At 39.8% G+C, this 18,661-nt stretch carries 18 protein-coding genes; 14 read left to right on the forward strand and 4 right to left on the reverse strand.

The genetic code is table 11. The features are described from left to right. Positions 1–328: 328 nt before the first annotated feature. Both groES and groL read left to right on the forward strand, forming a co-directional pair. Positions 329–640, forward strand: coding sequence for a co-chaperone GroES (gene groES, locus FCR06_RS15515; protein WP_138501175.1), 312 nt, complete (start codon positions 329–331; stop codon positions 638–640). Positions 641–765: 125 nt separating this feature from the next. Continuing rightward, positions 766–2,400: a chaperonin GroEL gene (gene groL / locus FCR06_RS15520; RefSeq protein ID WP_138501177.1), complete on the forward strand. Its 1,635-nt coding sequence runs from the start codon at positions 766–768 to the stop codon at positions 2,398–2,400. Positions 2,401–2,848: 448 nt separating this feature from the next. Here groL and FCR06_RS34275 read toward each other — a convergent pair whose 3' ends face one another. After that, positions 2,849–2,971: a hypothetical protein gene (locus tag FCR06_RS34275; protein WP_262984674.1), complete on the reverse strand. Its 123-nt coding sequence runs from the start codon at positions 2,969–2,971 to the stop codon at positions 2,849–2,851. A gap of 134 nt (positions 2,972–3,105) precedes the next feature. Between FCR06_RS34275 and FCR06_RS15525 the strand changes: the two genes are divergently transcribed. From FCR06_RS15525 to FCR06_RS15540, 4 genes are all read left to right on the forward strand, one after another. Continuing rightward, entirely contained in the window at positions 3,106–3,888 is a 783-nt protein-coding gene (locus tag FCR06_RS15525; RefSeq protein ID WP_138501179.1) for a class I SAM-dependent methyltransferase, read from the forward strand. Then, on the forward strand, positions 3,889–4,728 hold the full coding sequence (locus FCR06_RS15530; RefSeq protein ID WP_138501181.1) for an urease accessory protein UreD: 840 nt from the start codon (positions 3,889–3,891) through the stop codon (positions 4,726–4,728). 22 nt (positions 4,729–4,750) lie between these two features. Next, a complete protein-coding gene (gene ureA / locus FCR06_RS15535) occupies positions 4,751–5,053 on the forward strand; it encodes an urease subunit gamma (protein ID WP_138501183.1) in 303 nt (100 codons plus the stop codon). A 194-nt stretch (positions 5,054–5,247) separates the two neighbouring features. Continuing rightward, positions 5,248–5,553 (forward strand): urease subunit beta, encoded by a 306-nt coding sequence (locus FCR06_RS15540; RefSeq protein WP_138501185.1) that lies wholly within the window; start codon positions 5,248–5,250, stop codon positions 5,551–5,553. A 96-nt stretch (positions 5,554–5,649) separates the two neighbouring features. Here the strand turns inward: FCR06_RS15540 and FCR06_RS15545 are convergent, their stop codons facing one another. Then, the gene (locus FCR06_RS15545; RefSeq protein WP_138501187.1) at positions 5,650–6,027 is read right to left on the reverse strand and encodes a GxxExxY protein; all 378 of its coding nucleotides are present in this window, start codon (positions 6,025–6,027) and stop codon (positions 5,650–5,652) included. Positions 6,028–6,148: 121 nt separating this feature from the next. Here FCR06_RS15545 and ureC point away from each other — a divergent pair, with 121 nt between their 5' ends. The 7 genes from ureC to FCR06_RS15580 all read left to right on the forward strand — a co-directional run bounded on the left by ureC (position 6,149) and on the right by FCR06_RS15580 (position 15,754). After that, a complete protein-coding gene (gene ureC, locus FCR06_RS15550) occupies positions 6,149–7,864 on the forward strand; it encodes an urease subunit alpha (RefSeq protein WP_138501189.1) in 1,716 nt (571 codons plus the stop codon). A gap of 22 nt (positions 7,865–7,886) precedes the next feature. Then, positions 7,887–8,075, forward strand: coding sequence for a hypothetical protein (locus FCR06_RS15555; RefSeq protein ID WP_138501191.1), 189 nt, complete (start codon positions 7,887–7,889; stop codon positions 8,073–8,075). A gap of 172 nt (positions 8,076–8,247) precedes the next feature. Further along, a complete protein-coding gene (ssuD, locus tag FCR06_RS15560; RefSeq protein WP_138501193.1) occupies positions 8,248–9,408 on the forward strand; it encodes an FMNH2-dependent alkanesulfonate monooxygenase in 1,161 nt (386 codons plus the stop codon). A gap of 115 nt (positions 9,409–9,523) precedes the next feature. Further along, the gene (gene ssuE / locus FCR06_RS15565) at positions 9,524–10,090 is read left to right on the forward strand and encodes an NADPH-dependent FMN reductase (RefSeq protein WP_138501195.1); all 567 of its coding nucleotides are present in this window, start codon (positions 9,524–9,526) and stop codon (positions 10,088–10,090) included. A 686-nt stretch (positions 10,091–10,776) separates the two neighbouring features. After that, positions 10,777–12,558, forward strand: coding sequence for a P-loop NTPase fold protein (locus FCR06_RS15570; protein ID WP_138501197.1), 1,782 nt, complete (start codon positions 10,777–10,779; stop codon positions 12,556–12,558). A 405-nt stretch (positions 12,559–12,963) separates the two neighbouring features. Then, positions 12,964–14,322: an FAD-binding oxidoreductase gene (locus tag FCR06_RS15575; RefSeq protein ID WP_138501199.1), complete on the forward strand. Its 1,359-nt coding sequence runs from the start codon at positions 12,964–12,966 to the stop codon at positions 14,320–14,322. A 76-nt stretch (positions 14,323–14,398) separates the two neighbouring features. Next, on the forward strand, positions 14,399–15,754 hold the full coding sequence (locus FCR06_RS15580; RefSeq protein ID WP_138501201.1) for a (Fe-S)-binding protein: 1,356 nt from the start codon (positions 14,399–14,401) through the stop codon (positions 15,752–15,754). Between the two features lie 358 nt (positions 15,755–16,112). On the opposite strand, the gene FCR06_RS15585 is transcribed toward FCR06_RS15580, so the two are convergent. Then, complete coding sequence (locus FCR06_RS15585) at positions 16,113–16,337, reverse strand: hypothetical protein (RefSeq protein WP_138501203.1); 225 nt, start codon at positions 16,335–16,337, stop codon at positions 16,113–16,115. Between the two features lie 334 nt (positions 16,338–16,671). On the opposite strand from FCR06_RS15585, the gene FCR06_RS32665 reads away from it, so the two are divergent. Next, positions 16,672–16,842 (forward strand): hypothetical protein, encoded by a 171-nt coding sequence (locus FCR06_RS32665; protein ID WP_189523440.1) that lies wholly within the window; start codon positions 16,672–16,674, stop codon positions 16,840–16,842. A gap of 160 nt (positions 16,843–17,002) precedes the next feature. On the opposite strand, the gene FCR06_RS15590 is transcribed toward FCR06_RS32665, so the two are convergent. Further along, positions 17,003–18,400 (reverse strand): Rieske 2Fe-2S domain-containing protein, encoded by a 1,398-nt coding sequence (locus FCR06_RS15590; RefSeq protein ID WP_138501205.1) that lies wholly within the window; start codon positions 18,398–18,400, stop codon positions 17,003–17,005. Between the last annotated feature and the right edge of the window lie 261 nt (positions 18,401–18,661).

Below are 18,661 nucleotides of genomic sequence, written 5' to 3' on the forward strand. Positions count from 1 at the left end.
ATAGGGACTGAGGATTGGGTATTAGGTATTGAGCATTAGGGATTAAGTATTGCGGATAAGGTTAGAAAAACTCTTTCCTAGTTCCCAATCTCCAGTCTCCATTACCCGTTATCCCCACAGGGGACCCCACCTTCCCCAGTTCCTATAAAAATATTCGTAACTTCCGGAACGAAACCTGAAAAGTAAAAATAATTAGGCATTTATACTTAAGTACACCGAAGAGATTCTAGTTCGGGAACCCGTACTTAAGAAATTCTTGCCATTAGATGCTCCTTTTCGATAGATTAGCACTCAGGAGTTGAGAGTGCTAAACTCTGGAGAAAATGATATGGCAGCAATATCTCTAACCGTTTCTACAGTAAAACCATTAGGCGATCGCGTTTTCGTGAAAGTGAGCGCCTCTGAAGAAAAGACCGCAGGTGGTCTGTATTTGCCCGATACCGCTAAGGAAAAACCCCAGGTAGGGGAAGTAGTTGCCCTTGGTCCTGGCAAGCGTAATGATGACGGTAGCCGTCAAGAATTGGAAATTAAAGTCGGTGATAAGGTGCTGTACTCTAAGTACGCTGGTACTGATATCAAACTTGGGACTGAAGAATTTGTACTGCTTTCTGAAAAAGATATTTTAGCAGTTGTTATTTAGTTGGAAATGGGGAATCGGGAGTAAGAAAAATAAAGAGTTTTTCCCATGCCCAGTGCCCTGTTTAGCCAATGCCCAATTGAAAAAAACTGACTTACTCCTTGAATTTAGACTGAATTTAGACATTTATGGCAAAGCGCATTATCTACAACGAGAACGCCCGTCGTGCCCTAGAGCGAGGCATGGACATTCTGGCTGAGGCTGTAGCTGTTACCCTTGGTCCCAAAGGTCGTAACGTAGTCCTAGAAAAGAAATTTGGCGCACCGCAAATCGTCAATGATGGTGTAACCATCGCCAAAGAAATCGAATTAGAAGACCACATTGAAAACACTGGTGTAGCTCTGATTCGTCAAGCTGCTTCTAAGACCAACGACGCTGCAGGCGATGGCACCACTACTGCTACCGTTTTAGCTCATGCAATTGTCAAAGAAGGCTTGCGGAACGTTGCAGCTGGTGCTAACGCGATTTTGTTGAAGCGTGGTATTGACAAAGCTACCAGCTTCCTGGTAGATAAAATTGCCGAACATGCTCGTCAGGTGGAAGATTCCAAAGCTATTGCCCAAGTTGGTGCAATCTCCGCTGGTAATGACGAAGAAGTCGGTCAAATGATTGCTCAAGCTATGGATAAGGTGGGCAAGGAAGGCGTAATTTCCTTAGAAGAAGGGAAATCTATGTTCACCGAGTTGGAAATTACTGAAGGGATGCGCTTTGATAAAGGCTACATCTCTCCTTATTTTGCCACCGACCCTGAGCGGATGGAAGCGGTTTTTGATGAGCCTTTCCTGCTGCTAACCGATAAGAAAATTGCTCTGGTACAAGACCTTGTACCAGTTTTAGAGCAAGTAGCTCGTGCTGGTCGTCCTTTAGTGATTATTGCCGAAGATATTGAAAAAGAAGCTTTGGCAACCTTAGTAGTCAATCGTTTGCGCGGTGTACTAAACGTTGCTGCAGTCAAGGCTCCTGGCTTTGGCGATCGCCGCAAAGCTATGCTAGAAGATATCGCCGTTTTGACTGGCGGTCAATTAATCACTGAAGATGCTGGTTTGAAGCTCGATAACACCAAGCTCGATAGCCTGGGTAAAGCTCGCCGTATCACCATCACCAAGGACAACACTACAATTGTTGCCGAAGGTAACGAAGCTGCGGTTAAGGGTCGTGTAGAACAAATTCGTCGTCAAATCGAAGAAACTGAATCTTCCTACGACAAAGAAAAACTGCAAGAGCGTCTTGCTAAACTCTCCGGCGGTGTCGCCGTGGTGAAAGTGGGTGCAGCCACAGAAACCGAAATGAAAGACAAGAAATTGCGCTTAGAAGACGCTATCAACGCTACCAAAGCTGCTGTGGAAGAAGGTATTGTTCCTGGCGGTGGTACAACCCTAGCTCACCTAGCTCCTGATTTAGAAACTTGGGCAAACGGCAACCTTACTGGTGAAGAGTTGATTGGTGCGTTGATTGTTGCTCGTGCTTTACCTGCGCCTTTGAAGCGAATTGCTGAAAACGCTGGTCAAAATGGTGCTGTGATTGCTGAGCGCGTCAAAGAGAAGGAATTTAGCGTTGGTTACAATGCTGCAACTAACGAATTTGTCGATTTGTTAAGTGCTGGGATTGTTGACCCTGCCAAAGTGACTCGTTCTGCTCTGCAAAACGCTGCTTCCATCGCTGGTATGGTGTTGACAACCGAATGTATCGTAGTTGACAAGCCTGAGCCGAAAGACGGTGCTCCTGCTGCTGGTGCTGGTGCTGGTGGCGACTTCGATTACTAATATTCTCTAGTCCGTATATTTGTAAAAATAGCTGCTTCCCTTGTGGAGGCGGCTATTTTTCGTCTAAACTGCTTCTGCATGGTAAGACACAAATGATGCAGAAATAATAGTACAAATATTCTTGTAGTGGATAAACAGTATAGAAAAAACAGTTATAACACTATATATTTAAGGAGATTTGATATGAATTACATATTAAAAACACAAGCAAGTTATCTTAATAAAGATATGACTCAAAGACTAGAAGATTTTGTTGATGCAGTTGTTAATGATAAAAGATTAGCTTATTTATTTAAGATATAGTAATGCGTGTGAATTAACATCTATTACAATTAAGTTTAGATAACAACTATCAATAACTCCCTATATACATGCTGAAGTGCAAAGAACAATACTTTTTTTGGACATATGTATCCAAAATTGGGCAAAAATATTGAATGTTAATACTTTATTTTTGTGCAATTTCTAAAGTTTCAGCAACCGCCCGTCCTTGAGCAACTAAACCTTGAAGTTTATCAGATGTTGCCAAATAAATACCTTCTGATAATTTATCAATGTGGATATTCAGCAATTTTTATATTGTTGTACACGGTTATTATGTCTAGTTTAATTTATATAGTATCGCTTTTATAAAATGCAGCTTTCTAACTATTCTATTCAAAATAGAAATAGTTAACTAATTTTTTTACTTTTCGATAAAAATTGATGAGTCAATCTAATTCTGAAACCACTCTCCTACATACCCTAAACCCACTCAACCGATTTTCCGATAAAGCAGAAGATTACGTTAAATACCGACCAAGCTACCCCGCAGCTGTAATTGATATTATTTTGGAAGGATTAGATAAAAATTCACAAATTGTAGCAGCAGATATTGGTGCTGGTACAGGAATTAGTTCAAGACTATTAGCTGAACGCGGAGTTAATGTCATCGCCATAGAACCAAATTTGGCGATGAGAGAAGCTGCCCAAGGGCATCCTTTAGTAGAGTTTCGTGAAGGAACAGCAGAATTTACTAAATTTGGGGATAAATCTATTGATTTAGTTACTTGTTTTCAAGCTTTCCATTGGTTCAATCCAGAACCAGCGTTATCAGAATTTCATCGGATTTTAAAACCGTCAGGACGCTTAGCTGTAGTATGGAATAATCGAGATAAAAAAGATGATTTAACAGCAGAATATAGTCGAATAGTCCGTGAAGCATCTAACAATCACCCAGCAGAATCAAGGATGCAGTCAGTAGAGCCACTTTTAGCTACTCCTAATTTTATTAATATCCGTGAATACACTTTTACTTATAGACAACAGTTAGATTTAACTGGGCTTATTGGACGAGCAAAAAGTGTTTCTTATCTACCTAGTGAAGGTTTAGCTGACAAAAAACTTATTGATAATTTTCAAGAATTGTATCAGCGTTTTTGTGATGAGAATGGTTTTGTGTACTTGGTCTACCGCACTAGCGTACACCTTGCCGAACCAATTAATTAAATGACTTGCAACTCAGAAACTACAGAAGGTTGGCATGGCAAACTGAATTTAGTTTACGCCGATCGCCACAACACAACGCAATTAATTTACAGCCACCAACAAGCACCGTTGAAGGTGCAACGACCATTTTATCCAGAAGGGCAAAAAGTTTGCCATAGCGTAATTTTACACACGGCTGGGGGAGTTGTGGGGGGCGATCGCTTATCCTCTAATATCCACCTCCAACCCCATACACACGCCTTAATCACTACAGCAGCCGCTACTAAGATATATCGCAGTAATGGCTTGCAAGCTAGACAAACCCTCCAAATACAAGTTGATGCTGGTGCTTGTTTAGAATGGTTACCCCAAGAAACAATTTTATTTAACAGTGCAATTTATCAACAAGATTTACGGGTAGAATTAACAACCGGGGCTAGCTTCTTAGGCTGGGAAATTACCCGTTTTGGTCGCAGTGCTAGGGGAGAGAAATTTTTACAAGGAGAATGGCGATCGCATACTGAAATTTGGCAACAAGGTGTTCCTTTATGGATTGATCGGCAATGGTTACCAGCTAGCGAAGAAATTTTCCACAGTCCCTACGGCTTGGCTGGAAAACCAATAACAGGTAGTCTAGTTTGGCTTGGTGATGCAGTTTCAGCAGAAATTGTGGAAAAAATCCGAATTTTAGGCAATGGTGTTGGTGAAACAGGTGTTAGCCGATTGCAACATGGATTATTGTGTCGATATCGCGGTGATTCTACATCTGAGGTGAGAAACTGGTTTACTGATATCTGGCAGCTGCTGCGAGTTTCTTTTTTAAATTGTGGTAATTGTATACCAAGAGTGTGGCAGGTTTGAACCGTTAAGAGTAGAGACAAGAATGCAATTGACACCGCAAGAAAAAGATAAACTATTAATTTTTACTGCTGCTTTATTAGCAGAAAGACGTAGAGAAAGAGGTTTAAAATTAAATTATCCCGAAGCAGTTGCCTATATTTCTGCTGCTATTTTAGAAGGTGCAAGAGATGGGCAAACTGTAGCCGAGTTGATGAGTTACGGAACAACTCTATTAACACGGGATGATGTCATGGAAGGAATACCAGAAATGGTACATGAAGTGCAAGTAGAAGCAACTTTTCCTGATGGTACAAAGTTAGTGACTGTACATAATCCAATTCGTTAATTCATCTTTTAATCGATTAGGAAAGCCTAAGGGTTACGAAATTCGATATGATTTAGGAAACGAAGAGGAAGAAGCAAATAAATTAGAAAGTATTTTAAAACAGATTTATCCATCACAGAATTTTACTAAACTTCCAATCGGTAGTAACTCTCGAAATACTTTGTCTATATTTATAGGAGCGTAAAAAGGAGAATATGATTCCTGGAGAAATTATTACATCAGAAGGTGAAATTGAACTAAATACTGGTCGTTCAACTATCAGATTGCGAGTGTCAAATACAGGCGATCGCCCCATACAAGTTGGTTCTCATTTTCACTTTTATGAAGTTAACACTGCCTTAAATTTTGACAGAGAACAAGCACGAGGAATGCGCCTCGATATCCCCGCAGGCACCGCAGTCCGCTTTGAACCAGGCGATGATAAAGAAGTGATTTTAGTGCCTTTGGTTGGTAGCCGTCAAGTCCATGGTTTCAACGGTAAAATTAATGCAAACCTTTAGAAAACCTCAGTGTCACTCTGTATTTTGCCCATTCAAATATTAAAAATGTACGGTATATTTATTTTTTAGCGCAAAGGGACGCTGAGGTACGCTGAGTTAGAGTTTGTTTGCCACACGTTTAATGCCTTCTCTGAGGTGGAGAACGTTAAAGTTGAGAATAAGACCTAATTTGCAATTAGTTAATTTCAGATAAGTTAAAAGTTGTACGGAATGAATTGGGTTGATGGATTCTACAGATTTAACTTCAATAATTACTTGATTTTCAACTATTAAGTCTAATTGATAAACGTAATCTAATTTCACCTCTTCGTAAATAAGCGGTAATGGAACTTGTTTTCCAACATTTAATCCCTTCTTTCTCAATTCGTAATACAAACACTTCTCATAAGCTGACTCTAACAAACCCGGCCCTAACGCTGTATGCACTCGCATCCCACAGCCAATTATCACCCCACTCAAATTATTCTCATCCATCCTCTGCGAACCCCTGCGCTTACCTTTGCGCGACGGCAGTCGCTACAACGGGGGAACCCCCGCAACGCGCTGCCTCTCCTTTGCGTTTAAACTCAATTTTAACCTCGATTACTAATAAGTTATGCCTTACAGAATGTCCCGCCGCGCCTACGCTGAAACTTTCGGCCCCACTGTCGGAGATAAAGTCCGACTTGCAGATACAGAATTATTTATTGAAGTTGAACAAGATTTCACTACCTACGGCGATGAAGTGAAATTTGGTGGCGGTAAAGTTATCAGAGATGGTATGGGACAATCTCCCATTTCTAACGCTGATGGTGCTGTAGATTTAGTAATTACTAATGCTTTAATCCTTGATTGGTGGGGTGTTGTCAAAGCAGATATCGGCATTAAAGATGGTAAGATTTTCAAAATTGGGAAAGCCGGAAATCCTTATATTCAAAATAATGTAGATATTATTATCGGCCCCGGAACCGAAGCCTTAGCCGGTGAAGGAATGATTCTCACTGCTGGCGGTATCGATGCCCATATTCATTTTATTTGTCCCCAACAAATTGAAGTGGCGATCGCTTCTGGTATCACCACGATGATTGGCGGCGGTACTGGCCCGGCTACGGGTACAAATGCTACTACCTGCACCCCAGGGCCTTGGAATATTTATCGGATGTTGCAAGCCGCTGATGCCTTTCCCGTCAACTTAGGATTTTTGGGTAAAGGTAATGCCAGTCAACCCCAAGGACTTGTAGAACAAGTAGCCGCTGGCGCAATGGGGTTAAAACTACATGAAGACTGGGGAACTACCCCCGCAGCAATTGATACTTGCCTTAGCGTTGCCGATGAATATGATGTGCAAGTAGCGATTCATACTGATACTCTGAACGAAGCTGGATTTGTGGAAGATACCATCGCCGCTTTCAAAAACCGTGTCATCCACACTTACCACACCGAAGGTGCAGGCGGCGGACACGCACCAGATATTATCAAAGTTTGCGGCCAAGCCAATGTCTTACCGTCTTCCACCAACCCCACACGTCCTTACACCCTCAACACCTTAGATGAACACTTAGATATGTTGATGGTATGCCATCACCTCGATCCGGCGATCGCCGAAGATGTCGCTTTTGCTGAGTCCCGCATTCGCCGGGAAACTATTGCTGCTGAAGACATTTTGCACGACTTAGGGGCATTTAGCATGATTTCTTCCGATTCCCAGGCAATGGGACGAGTAGGCGAAGTGATAATTCGCACTTGGCAGACATCTCACAAAATGAAGGTACAACGAGGAATTATTAACCCACAAGGAACTGACCAACCAGCAGATAATTTTCGTGCAAAAAGATATGTTGCTAAATATACTATCAATCCGGCGATCGCTCACGGAATTGCTGATTATGTGGGTTCAGTTGAACAGGGAAAACTAGCAGACTTGTGCTTATGGCGTCCGGCATTTTTTGGCGTCAAGCCAGAAATAGTCATTAAAGGCGGAATGATTGCATGGTCGCAAATGGGCGATGCTAACGCTAGTATTCCCACACCCCAACCAGTACATATGCGACCGATGTTTGGTAGTTTTGCAGGGGCGCGTCATGCCACATCATTAACTTTTGTTTCCCAAGCAGCTTTGGAAAAAGAAATTCCTACGCAGCTTGGTTTAGGAAAGACAGCAGTTGCAGTTTCTCGGACGCGCCAATTAACTAAGCAGGATATGAAATTGAATGATGCACTACCCCATATAGAAGTTGACCCAGAAACCTATGAAGTCAGGGCAGATGGTCAGTTGCTAATTTGTGAACCTGCAACAGTTTTGCCAATGACCCAAAGGTACTTTTTGTTTTAGTTCCTGATTCAGCAATTTACTAATGACAATAGTCCTTGAAAATCGTCTATCTTCAGGTGAGAGTAGCTTTCAAAATAAGATTCAGTATAAAGGTGATGGAAAAATCAGATTAAACGATGGATACAAATGTCATTTACCCATGACAAGAATCTTTATAGAAATTGAGATGCGATCGCTTGTTAATCCACTTGATTTAGCACAAATAGCATAACTCTGTTTTATAGTCAAGTCCTCAATGTTAAGTCACAGTTTGATATGAAACATAACTTCAGATGTTTATTAAAAAACTTCTTGCTTAGTTAATTTGAATATGTAATACTCTAAAGCTGTAAGCAAAGTACGGTATTAATATCAACTTACCGTATTTTAAAAGGACAGAATTCATGCAGCTACTATGGTTCATCCCAACCCACGGCGACGGACGGTATCTTGCAACTGCTACAGGCTCAAGGGCAGTTAGCTTTGCCTATCTGCGGCAGATTGCCCAAGCGGTGGATGACCTAGGCTACACAGGGGCTTTGCTACCGACGGGTCGCTCTTGCGAAGACGCTTGGATTGTAGCATCAACACTGGTATCACTGACGCGGCAGATGCGTTTTTTAGTGGCGATTCGTCCTGGCTTGGTATCACCTGGAGTAGCAGCCAGGATGGCGGCGACCTTTGATCGCCTTTCTGGTGGACGCTTGCTGATTAATGTAGTCACAGGGGGCGATCCGGTAGAGTTAGCGGGAGATGGCTTGCATTTGGGTCACGACCAGCGTTATGAATTAACAGATGAATTTTTGACAGTATGGCGAGCGATCGCTAGCAGCGAACAAGCCAATTTTGAAGGCGATTATTTCAACATTCAAGATGGCAAACTGCTGTTTCCACCAGTACAAAAGCCATATCCGCCCTTGTGGTTTGGCGGTTCCTCTGAGATTGCTCAAAAAATTGCTGCCAAGCACGTAGATGTTTATTTAACTTGGGGCGAACCACCGGCGCAAGTAGCCGAAAAGATTGCATCAGTTCGTAAACTAGCAGAGGCTCAAGGAAGAACTTTGCGGTTTGGCATTCGCCTACATGTGATTGTGCGAGAAACCGAGAGCGAAGCTTGGGATGCAGCAAATCAATTAATTAAATATGTAGATGAGGAAGCGATCGCTAAAGCCCAAAAAGCTTACGCACGCATGGATTCAGTTGGACAGCGGCGGATGACTCAACTACACCACGGTAGTCAGGAGGCATTAGAGATTAGTCCGAACCTGTGGGCAGGAGTTGGTTTGGTACGGGGTGGTGCTGGAACAGCCCTAGTAGGCGATCCGCAAACCGTAGCAGCCAGGATATTGGAATACGCTGATTTGGGTATTGAATCCTTTATCCTTTCTGGCTATCCCCATCTAGAGGAAGCTTATCGAGTCGCAGAACTTGTCTTTCCCCATTTGCCTTTGGAAAATCTACCCACAGTAGAGAAGCAACATGTCTTGAGTCCGTTTGGTGAGATTATAGCAAATGAAGATTTTCCTGGGCAGCAGCAAAAACAGAAAGCTACATCCATATCCTAGTAATTAGGGACTGGGGACTGGAGACTAGGAACTAGTGACTAGGGGAGAGTTTTCCTAACCCAATCCCCAATATCCAATCCCTGATTCCCCATTAATACATTAGGAGTTTAATTTAATGACAAATATTCTAGCGATCGCTGGTAGTCCAACCCATCCATCTAGAACTTACGGTTTTGTCGAATACACCACCAAGCTTTTACAACAAGAAGGCTTGCATGTAGATATCATTTCAGTTCGGGATTTGCCTGCTGAAGATTTAGTTTTTGGACGGTATGACAGCCCCGCTTTAGAACAGTCAAAAGCTTTATTAGCAAACGCAAATGGTGTGATTATTGCCACCCCAATTTATAAAGCTGCTTATACAGGAGTACTCAAAACATTTCTCGATTTGCTGCCGCAAAAATCATTAACAGGTAAACCTGTATTACCAATTGCCCTTGGTGGGACGATCGCTCATTTATTGGCAATAGAATATGCTCTCAAACCTGTGTTATCTGAATTAGGAGCGCGGCATATTTTAGCTACTGTTTATGCAGTAGATAAACAAATTCAACGACAACCTGATAATAGTGTTCTGTTAGATGAGGAAATTGACCAAAGACTCAAAGACGTTATTAAGGAATTTGTCAAAGCTGTAGAATATGATGCGGCAGCCCCTCAAGAATTGGTTCATGCCAATTAAATAATCAAGTTTATACCTCCGTTTTTTGTAGCAGTGGGATAATTCATACCCATCTGCTACCTTTTTCTAAAATTTAATCCTACTAAAATAAATTTAATGTCATAATTGCAATTTTATTGTAAAATTTAAATTAATAGATAATATATTAAAGATTTTAAGTTATAACATTCACCAATAAAAAATACTACAAATATTAAAATTATCTCCTAACTATACCTGTAGTAGATTATTAAAATTCACTAATCTACTACTTTTTTGCTGAAATTTTTATGTTGCAATTATATATAATAAATTTTCCGAATTGTTATTAGTTAATAAATCTAAAATTCTCTAAATCAGCAATCTGATTTTTTCTCAGTAGCATCTTTAAACCCTAACAGATAACTGACAGGCTCATATCACATACAAGAAGTGTAAAAACATAGATATTAAATTTGCATATTGGATTCCTAACGTCAGTGGAGGTTTATTAAAAAGTTTCTAGCTAGTCGTAGGCTGTTCCACATTTAACTTGCACCTGATTGGATTGTTGCTTAATTGCTCAATTACTCTCCCCATTTCCTAATCTCCCCGTCTCCTCATCAGCTAAAACACATGCAAACTAGATGTTTTACAGCTTATCAGTATTTTAAAATGTGTAATATGTGAGATACTCTGTTTCTAAGCAGCGAACAAATGTTGATTTTATGCAACAGACAGAAATTAAAGATATATCAGTAGATAGTTCCTTAGTCGATCCTGAAAAAGACCTGCTAGGACACGCGGGTTTCGCCAAGTATTTAGCAGATAGCATTTGCAAAATGACTTCTCCTGAAGGTTTTGTTATTGCAGTTTACGGTTCTTGGAACTCTGGCAAATCCACACTATTAAACTTTGTAGTTCACTATCTTCAGCAAAAGCCAGACGAGGAGCAACCAATCATCGTTCCTTTTAATCCTTGGCTATTGTCTGGACACCAAAATATTACAAGACGCTTTTTTGAGCAATTACAAAACGTTTTAACTCAAAAATCATCTGTCTCAAAAGGTTTGAAAGAAAGACTAGCTGATTTTGCCAACGTTATTTCAGACATTCCTCTACCTTATGCTCAAACTGGCAAGGCATTAGCAACATTATTAGACGACAGGGACAAAGAAGCTGTGGAATTTAAAGAGGAAGTGGAAGACAAGCTACTACAGCAGCAGCGGCGAATAGTCATAACAATTGACGATATCGACCGATTGCCTGCTGACGATATCAAGCAGCTATTTCGTATTTTCAAAGCAATGCGGAATTTTACTGACGTTGTCTATCTTCTAGTTTTTGATAAAGAAGTTGTAATCAAAACAATTGCAGAATCAGAACAAATATCTGGAGAAGTAGATTTAGAAAAAATTATTCAAATGAGTTTTCAGCTACCTATTCCTCAGAAGACGTCACTTCGTAGGCTGCTTTTTGCAAAGCTTAACAATATATTTTTTGAAACACAAAAGCAACAAATAAACCAAGCTCGTTGGGCTGAGATCTACTTTCAAGGAATAGATTGCTTCATTAATAGCAACCGCGATATTGTTCGTTTAATTAATACTTTAACAGTAACCTATCCAGCAGTAAAAGATGAAGTCAACCCAGTTGATTTCATTGCTATTGAATCATTGCGAGTGTTTTCTCCAAAAATATATCGGATAGTCTCTCAAAATCCTAATATTTTTGTGGGGGAGTTAAACTCTTCAATAGATGAACTCAAAAGTCTGCTTAATACCTGGATTGCTCAACTACAAGATGAAGATAAGCAGCCTATTAAAAATCTACTCATGCACCTTTTTCCTAAGTTAAAATATATTTTGGGTGATAGCTATCTAGATGAAAATAAAGAGTTAGAATGGCGCGAACAACTACGTGTGTGTAGTTTAAAAATATTTCCTATTTACTTTCGTTTGTCGTTCTTAGTAGGTGAATTATCCAACACTCCGAGAAAACTTATCTTTGATTTGATTGGAGACACAGACAAATTTAAAACCCATCTCACAGAACTTGCTAAACAAAAACTTCCAGGCGGTACAACACAAGTTAGGGTATTTCTAGAACAACTAGAAAATTCAAATAAACAAGAAATCCCTCTGGATTACATACCTTCAATTGTGGAAGCTTTGTTTGATGTTAGTGAGGAACTTTTACTGTCTCGAGATGATGAATCTAATGGTATTCTTAATTTTGGCAATGAAGTTATCATCAGTCGTTGCATTTCACAACTCTTGCTTCAAATGGATGAAACATTACGGTTTGAGTTGCTAAAAAAAATAATTATTCAAGGGAAAGCATTATCAATAATTAATTATGAGATTGCAACTTTAAAAGAGCAACACAGTCAATATAATACTGATAAATCTAATTATGAAGAGGGCTGGCTTGTGAATGTACAACACCTCAAAGAACTAGAAAAAATGACTGCCAGAATACAACTAGAAAGTGACACTACCTATAAATAATATATAATCTGCAATTATTTATAGTAGCGTTTACCCTGTTGTTCAAGTCGCTCTCTTGCCACACTTATCAGCATTCTATCCCTTGTCAGCCAGGAGTGTATTGCCAGCAAGCTCGTTGAATAGGACATTGGTTCGCTCGAGGTGAGATACTTGTCCAAACGTCAGAACTCGAAAGTAAAACAAGCTCTATGCTTAACTTTGAGAGTGAGGTTGCATATCTAATAAACCTGATATTTGCTGTATACTCTATTTTAAGTCAAGCTAAGAGATTAAATCTCCAGCGCCGATAAAAAGACGTATGAAGAGAAACTCGCTATTGAATTAGCCACCATCTATTAATGACAATGCACTTTTTTGGTCAGCTTACCCAGTAAATTAAATGTAGGGCGTAAAAAAATAAACTTAATGAAAGCGATGTCTAACGACAAGCCGCAAGGCGTCTGCGCTTCTGCTCTTACATCTATCGTTGGCGAAGAAAATGCTGTTTGCCTTTGGCAAAATATCGAACTAGCTCAGCAAAAAGGTATTCAACAGGCCATAGTTCCTGGAAAGCTTCCTAGTTGTATCGTTTATCCCCATACCCAAGAACAGCTAGCCGCAGTCATCGCCACAGCTGCTAAAAACAGTTGGCGCGTCCTCCCCTGTGGTAGTGGTAGTAAACTCTCTTGGGGTGGTTTAGCCAAAGGCGTTGATGTTGTAGTCAGTACAGAACGCATCAACCGATTGATTGAACACGCTGTGGGTGATTTGACTGTCACTGTCGAAGCTGGGATGAAGTTTTCAAAGCTGGAAGCACTTTTGGCAAACTCACGGCAATTTCTCGCCCTTGACCCTACAGCGCCACAATCAGCAACTATCGGCGGTATCGTCGCCACGGGTGATACAGGTTCTCTTCGACAACGCTATGGTAGTGTGCGCGACCAGTTACTAGGTATTACTTTTGTGCGTGCTGACGGAGAAATCGCCAAAGCTGGGGGAAGAGTAGTCAAAAATGTTGCCGGATATGATTTGATGAAGTTGTTTACTGGGTCTTACGGCACATTAGGAGTTATTAGTCAAGTAACTTTTCGACTCTACCCGTTACAAGAGGCATCGGCAACGGTGGTACTGACTGGGAAAGTTGAGGCTGTATCTCAAGCAGCTGATACTTTGCGAGGTTCGGCGTTAACACCAGTCCAGGCTGATTTGCTATCAACTAAATTGGTGTCTAGCTTAGGTTTGGGTGAAGGGTTGGGCTTAATTGCGCGCTTTCAAAGTATTAGTGAAAGTGTTAAGGAACAGTCAAACCGAGTTTTGGAAGTAGGGCAAAAGTTGAGTTTGGTTGGGACAATTTATATAGATAGCGATGAAGCTAATTTATGGAAAAGATTGCAACAACGAATACATTATCCTGTTAAAGAATCTGTAATTACTTGCAAAATAGGAGTGTTACCTACTGCTGCGGTAGAGATTTTATCTAAGGTGGAGTTGGGTCTAATTCATCTTAGTAGTGGTTTGGGTTTGTTACAATTAGAGGATAAAAATCAGGTTTTGCAAATGCGCGATGGGCTACGCTCCGGTGGAAGCGATGCCTACGGCGGGCTGCGCTTACGCACTCAAGCTCATAGTGGTTTTTTAACAATTCTGGAAGCACCAGTGGCGGTTAAAGAACAAATAGATGTTTGGGGTTATACGGGCAATGGTTTGCCGTTGATGCGTCGTATTAAGGAACAGTTTGATAGTAAGAATATTTTAAGTCCTGGTCGGTTTGTGGGTGGGATTTAATTGGCAGAAAACGTAGACAGAGGCTTGCCATCGGCTACCACCGAGAACACAAAAGAAGAGGGGAGAAAAAATAATTATGCAAGTTTCAGAAAATTCTATTAATCATCCGGCTAGTTTAAATAATTTGCAGGGGTTTGATGTTAATCACCCACCTGAACCAAAGCTGATTGATAGTTGTGTTCATTGTGGATTTTGTCTTTCGACTTGTCCGAGTTATCGGGTATTGGGTAAGGAGATGGATTCTCCTAGAGGACGTGTCTATTTAATGGATGCAATTAATGAAGGTAAAATTCCTCTCAATACGGCAACAGTAGAACATTTTGATTCTTGTTTGGGCTGTCTTGCTTGTGTGACTACTTGTCCTTCTGGCGTACAGTATGATAAGTTGATTTCGGCAACTCGTCACCAAGTTGAACGCAATTATCCCCGCAGTTTACCAGATAAGTTATTTCGTCAATTAATATTTTCTCTGTTTCCTTATCCTCATCTTTTACGGGTTTTATTAGTGCCGTTATTAGCTTATCAAAAGTTGGGTTTTAGTAAGTTAGTCCGGGTTACAGGTATACTCAAGAAAATATCTCCTCGTTTGGCAGCAATGGAATCTGTTCTGCCAGAAATTACTCTCAAATCTTTTCAAGATAATTTGCCTACTGTGATTCGTGCTAAAGGTGAAAAGCGCTACCGGGTTGGGGTAATTTTGGGATGCGTACAACGATTATTTTTCTCTCCAGTAAATGAAGCGACAGTGCGTGTTTTAACGGCGAATGGTTGTGAAGTCGTTATTCCCAAATCTCAAGGTTGTTGTGCGGCGCTTCCTGAACACCAAGGACAAACAGAACAGGCAAAGGCTTTAGCAAGGCAGATGATTGATAGTTTTGCTAAGAGTGATGTAGATTTTGTAATTATTAATGCTGCTGGTTGTGGTCATACTTTAAAAGAGTATGGTCATATTTTAGAAGATGACTCAGAATATCGAGAAAAGGCAAAGGATTTTGCAGCTAAGGTGAAAGATGCTCAAGAGTTTTTAGCAACTGTTGGATTAACAGCGAAACTTTCACCGTTAACTGATAAAACTCTGAATTTAGTTTATCAAGATGCTTGTCATTTATTGCATGGACAAAAAATTAGCGTGCAACCGCGTCAGTTGTTGCGGCAAATTCCAGGGGTGAAGTTGAGAGAACCCATAGATGCGGCTTTGTGTTGTGGCAGTGCTGGGGTTTATAATATGTTGCAACCAGAGGTTTCTGAGGAATTAGGTCAGCAAAAAGTAGAGAATTTGTTGAATACTGGTGCTGAATTAATTGCTTCTGCTAATCCGGGGTGTACTTTGCAAATTACTAAGCATTTGCAGTTGCAGGGAAAGAAGATTTCAGTTATTCACCCGATGGAATTGCTGGATTATTCGATTCGGGGTGTGAAGTTGGGAGTTTGAAAAATAAAAACTAGCGTTTAGAAGTAGAAATATAAACTTTGATATGACTTTTAAATACAGTAATATTTAGAAGTCATATCAGGTTTGCTCGAAGACTTTTCGTTAAGACTGATACCAGTTTACGAAAATCTTGATAAATATAGATTTCCCATAGGGTAGTACAGCTAGCTGTGTCAACACAGTTAGGCTAAGTTTTTTGACAAAATTATAGAGTGCAAAGACGTGATTCTCGTGTCTAACGTCAATTTTATAGCTGTAGTTATATAGGTTAGGACATAATAACAAGCGTGAATGTCAGCAAGAGTAATGTTTTTACCTCCTGCCTTCAGCAAGAACTGCCCCCTACCTCCTGCTATATCTATAAATTAGATGGTTTATCCTGCTTCACTTTTTTGATTAATTCTATGGAGATATTAATCTCATTTACTTCTAAATCATGTTCAACTTTAATTACTTTCCATTTCTCCTTTTTTAGGTAAATTTCCTCACCTATTCTGGGAACAAATTGTAAATCATAGAACTTTTTTAGAAAATCTTTTTGATTTTGTTCCCATAAAATTACTTTGACTACTTCTCTACTCATTGGTTATCCTTTTTTGTTACTAAATAATATTCCGTACATTGATGAAATTCATTCGACAAGTTTATCTTACTAATTCAACTCAATAACGTAGTTAAAACCACATTATTTTCTAACAGTTATTTACTCTGTATTTTCTTGACTGTAAATTGACAGTAAAGATACCCAAGTTTTTATAACAACAATTCTATTCAATAGACCTCTTGCAAAAGTCCTAGATGCGTGGGACAAGTAGGTTAGAGTTGGGTAGCATAAATGACCTAATTTCCAGGTAAAGAGCCTGAAATCAGAAGATTTTAAACGCTTGTGTAGTGTACTTACAGAGACTTTTAACGAGATGTTAGAGATAGTGCGATCGCACAATCAGCTGAAACAAAAAATAGGACGACTAGGTAAATCAAGCTTGGAAGACCAATTGTTAATCACACTAGAATATTCGAGTGCAGGTGGAGACGCTCCGCCTTTGGAGAATACCGCTCTCTACAATTACAAGCTTGATTTCCCCTAAACCAAATTTACCTAAGTAACTTTTGCAAAAGATCTGTCAAACCAATACAGAACAAGAAGGTCGCATAAAATCAAGTCTTGAATTTCGATATAGAAGTGTTTTGGTAGCAATCATTCAAATACCTTCAACATTTACTCAAACTATAATAAGACACTTTATTTCACTTCTTTGCTTTGTTTCCATAAAGTTTGACCAAAGGTAAACCTCTTTTTGGAATACTGCTAATAAAAAGTTGCCTGCTCTCGTCTGACATATAGGATAACAAAGAACTCAAGACTCCAATAATTGTTGATATCAGTACCAGTTTCAGAGGAAAACTTACTAAGATAAAGACCAATGTTAAAAGCGTAAATATTAGACTGCAAATATTACAAAAATTTCGGACTTTTTCAATAAAAATCATAGAATTGCGACAACTAGGACAATGCTTTGTATGTCTATGCCATCGATCGTATAGTTGTTCATCATTTAATTGTTTTACACTCCCTTCTACACACCCTTGCCATGCAGGATTACCTCCAGCAAATTCATCTAGCCATTTTCTAAAAGTTATAATGCCTATATCAGCAGGAGAAGGCATAAAGTATGCCCGTTGCCATTTTTTGTCTAATGATGACTGATTTACTTCTTGGGAGTACATAGCTGATAAATCTTGATCATTTAACTTGTATGTAGATAAGTGCTGTAATCCAGTTTGTAAATCCTTGGGCAGAATCTCAAATAAAAAGTTCTTTTTTAGGGAATTTACATCAGAAATAAACTTGCCAATGTACCTACAAACCCCTGGTTGTACGGGTACAAAATACAACTGAAATAAATTAGTTTTCCCGTTAGGATAGCGGTATATTGTAGTGTTACAGCAAGGTGGAGTAAACTTCCGCATAGCTTCCATATCCATGTTGAAAAGATTGTAACCTTGATGTTTAAGAGTAAAACCTCCTTCAGCCGATATTTCTCCAATAGCTTCAAAATCTTTCATAGGCAGAGCTGTTTGAGGTGAAAATAAACCTATTCCTTGATGAAGAAATTCTGCATGAGAAGGGTCAAAGGTACTTTCAACAGACACCGTATATCCAACTGGAACTTCTGTCATGTGCCAGGGCGTGGAAGATATATCTAGTTCGCACTCAGGTATGGTAGCAGGTTGCTTGAAATTACAATCTTCAAAGGCTGTAGAACTATCATCTGGCCAGACCCAAAGTAATCCTTGGATTATTTGTGTGGGATATGTAGTAATTCTCGATCTTAAACTATTGCAAGCAGTTATTTCTGCTTCATTACCAGCCAACATGGGAATAAGAGTGCATTTTCCGTCCCCATCAAAACACCAACCATGATGTCTACACATCACGGTTCCATCTTCAGTGATACTTCCCATAGATAGCCGCGCCAACTTGTGAGGACAAACATCATTCATTACTATCCATTTTTGATTTTTGTCTCTCCAAATCACTAACTTTTTCCCTAGAATAGTGACCGGGGTGAGATTATAAATATCCAAATAGCTTAACGGACTAATTGGATACCACTGCTTAGTCCATGAAAACTGAGTTGTCATAAAAGGTAATCGGGTAATTGAAGTTTACTAGCCTAATCATAGAGGTCTTGTGATTGCTTCACTTCGTACTCTACGGGTTCTCCAAATGAGTACGCACTAATAAGTGTTTAACCGGATATAATATGAGCAACTATGATTATTTTTTACAGATTATCTTGATTTTTTCTGGTAGTTTCTTTTTAGAATTTATATTAGATTTCAAGTTGGTAAGGCATATAAAATACCTCACCCGCGCTGTCGCGCACCCTCGCAATACTTTGG

Origin of the sequence: Nostoc sp. PA-18-2419, assembly GCF_005869855.1 — a bacterium.
Classification (GTDB): domain Bacteria; phylum Cyanobacteriota; class Cyanobacteriia; order Cyanobacteriales; family Nostocaceae; genus Nostoc.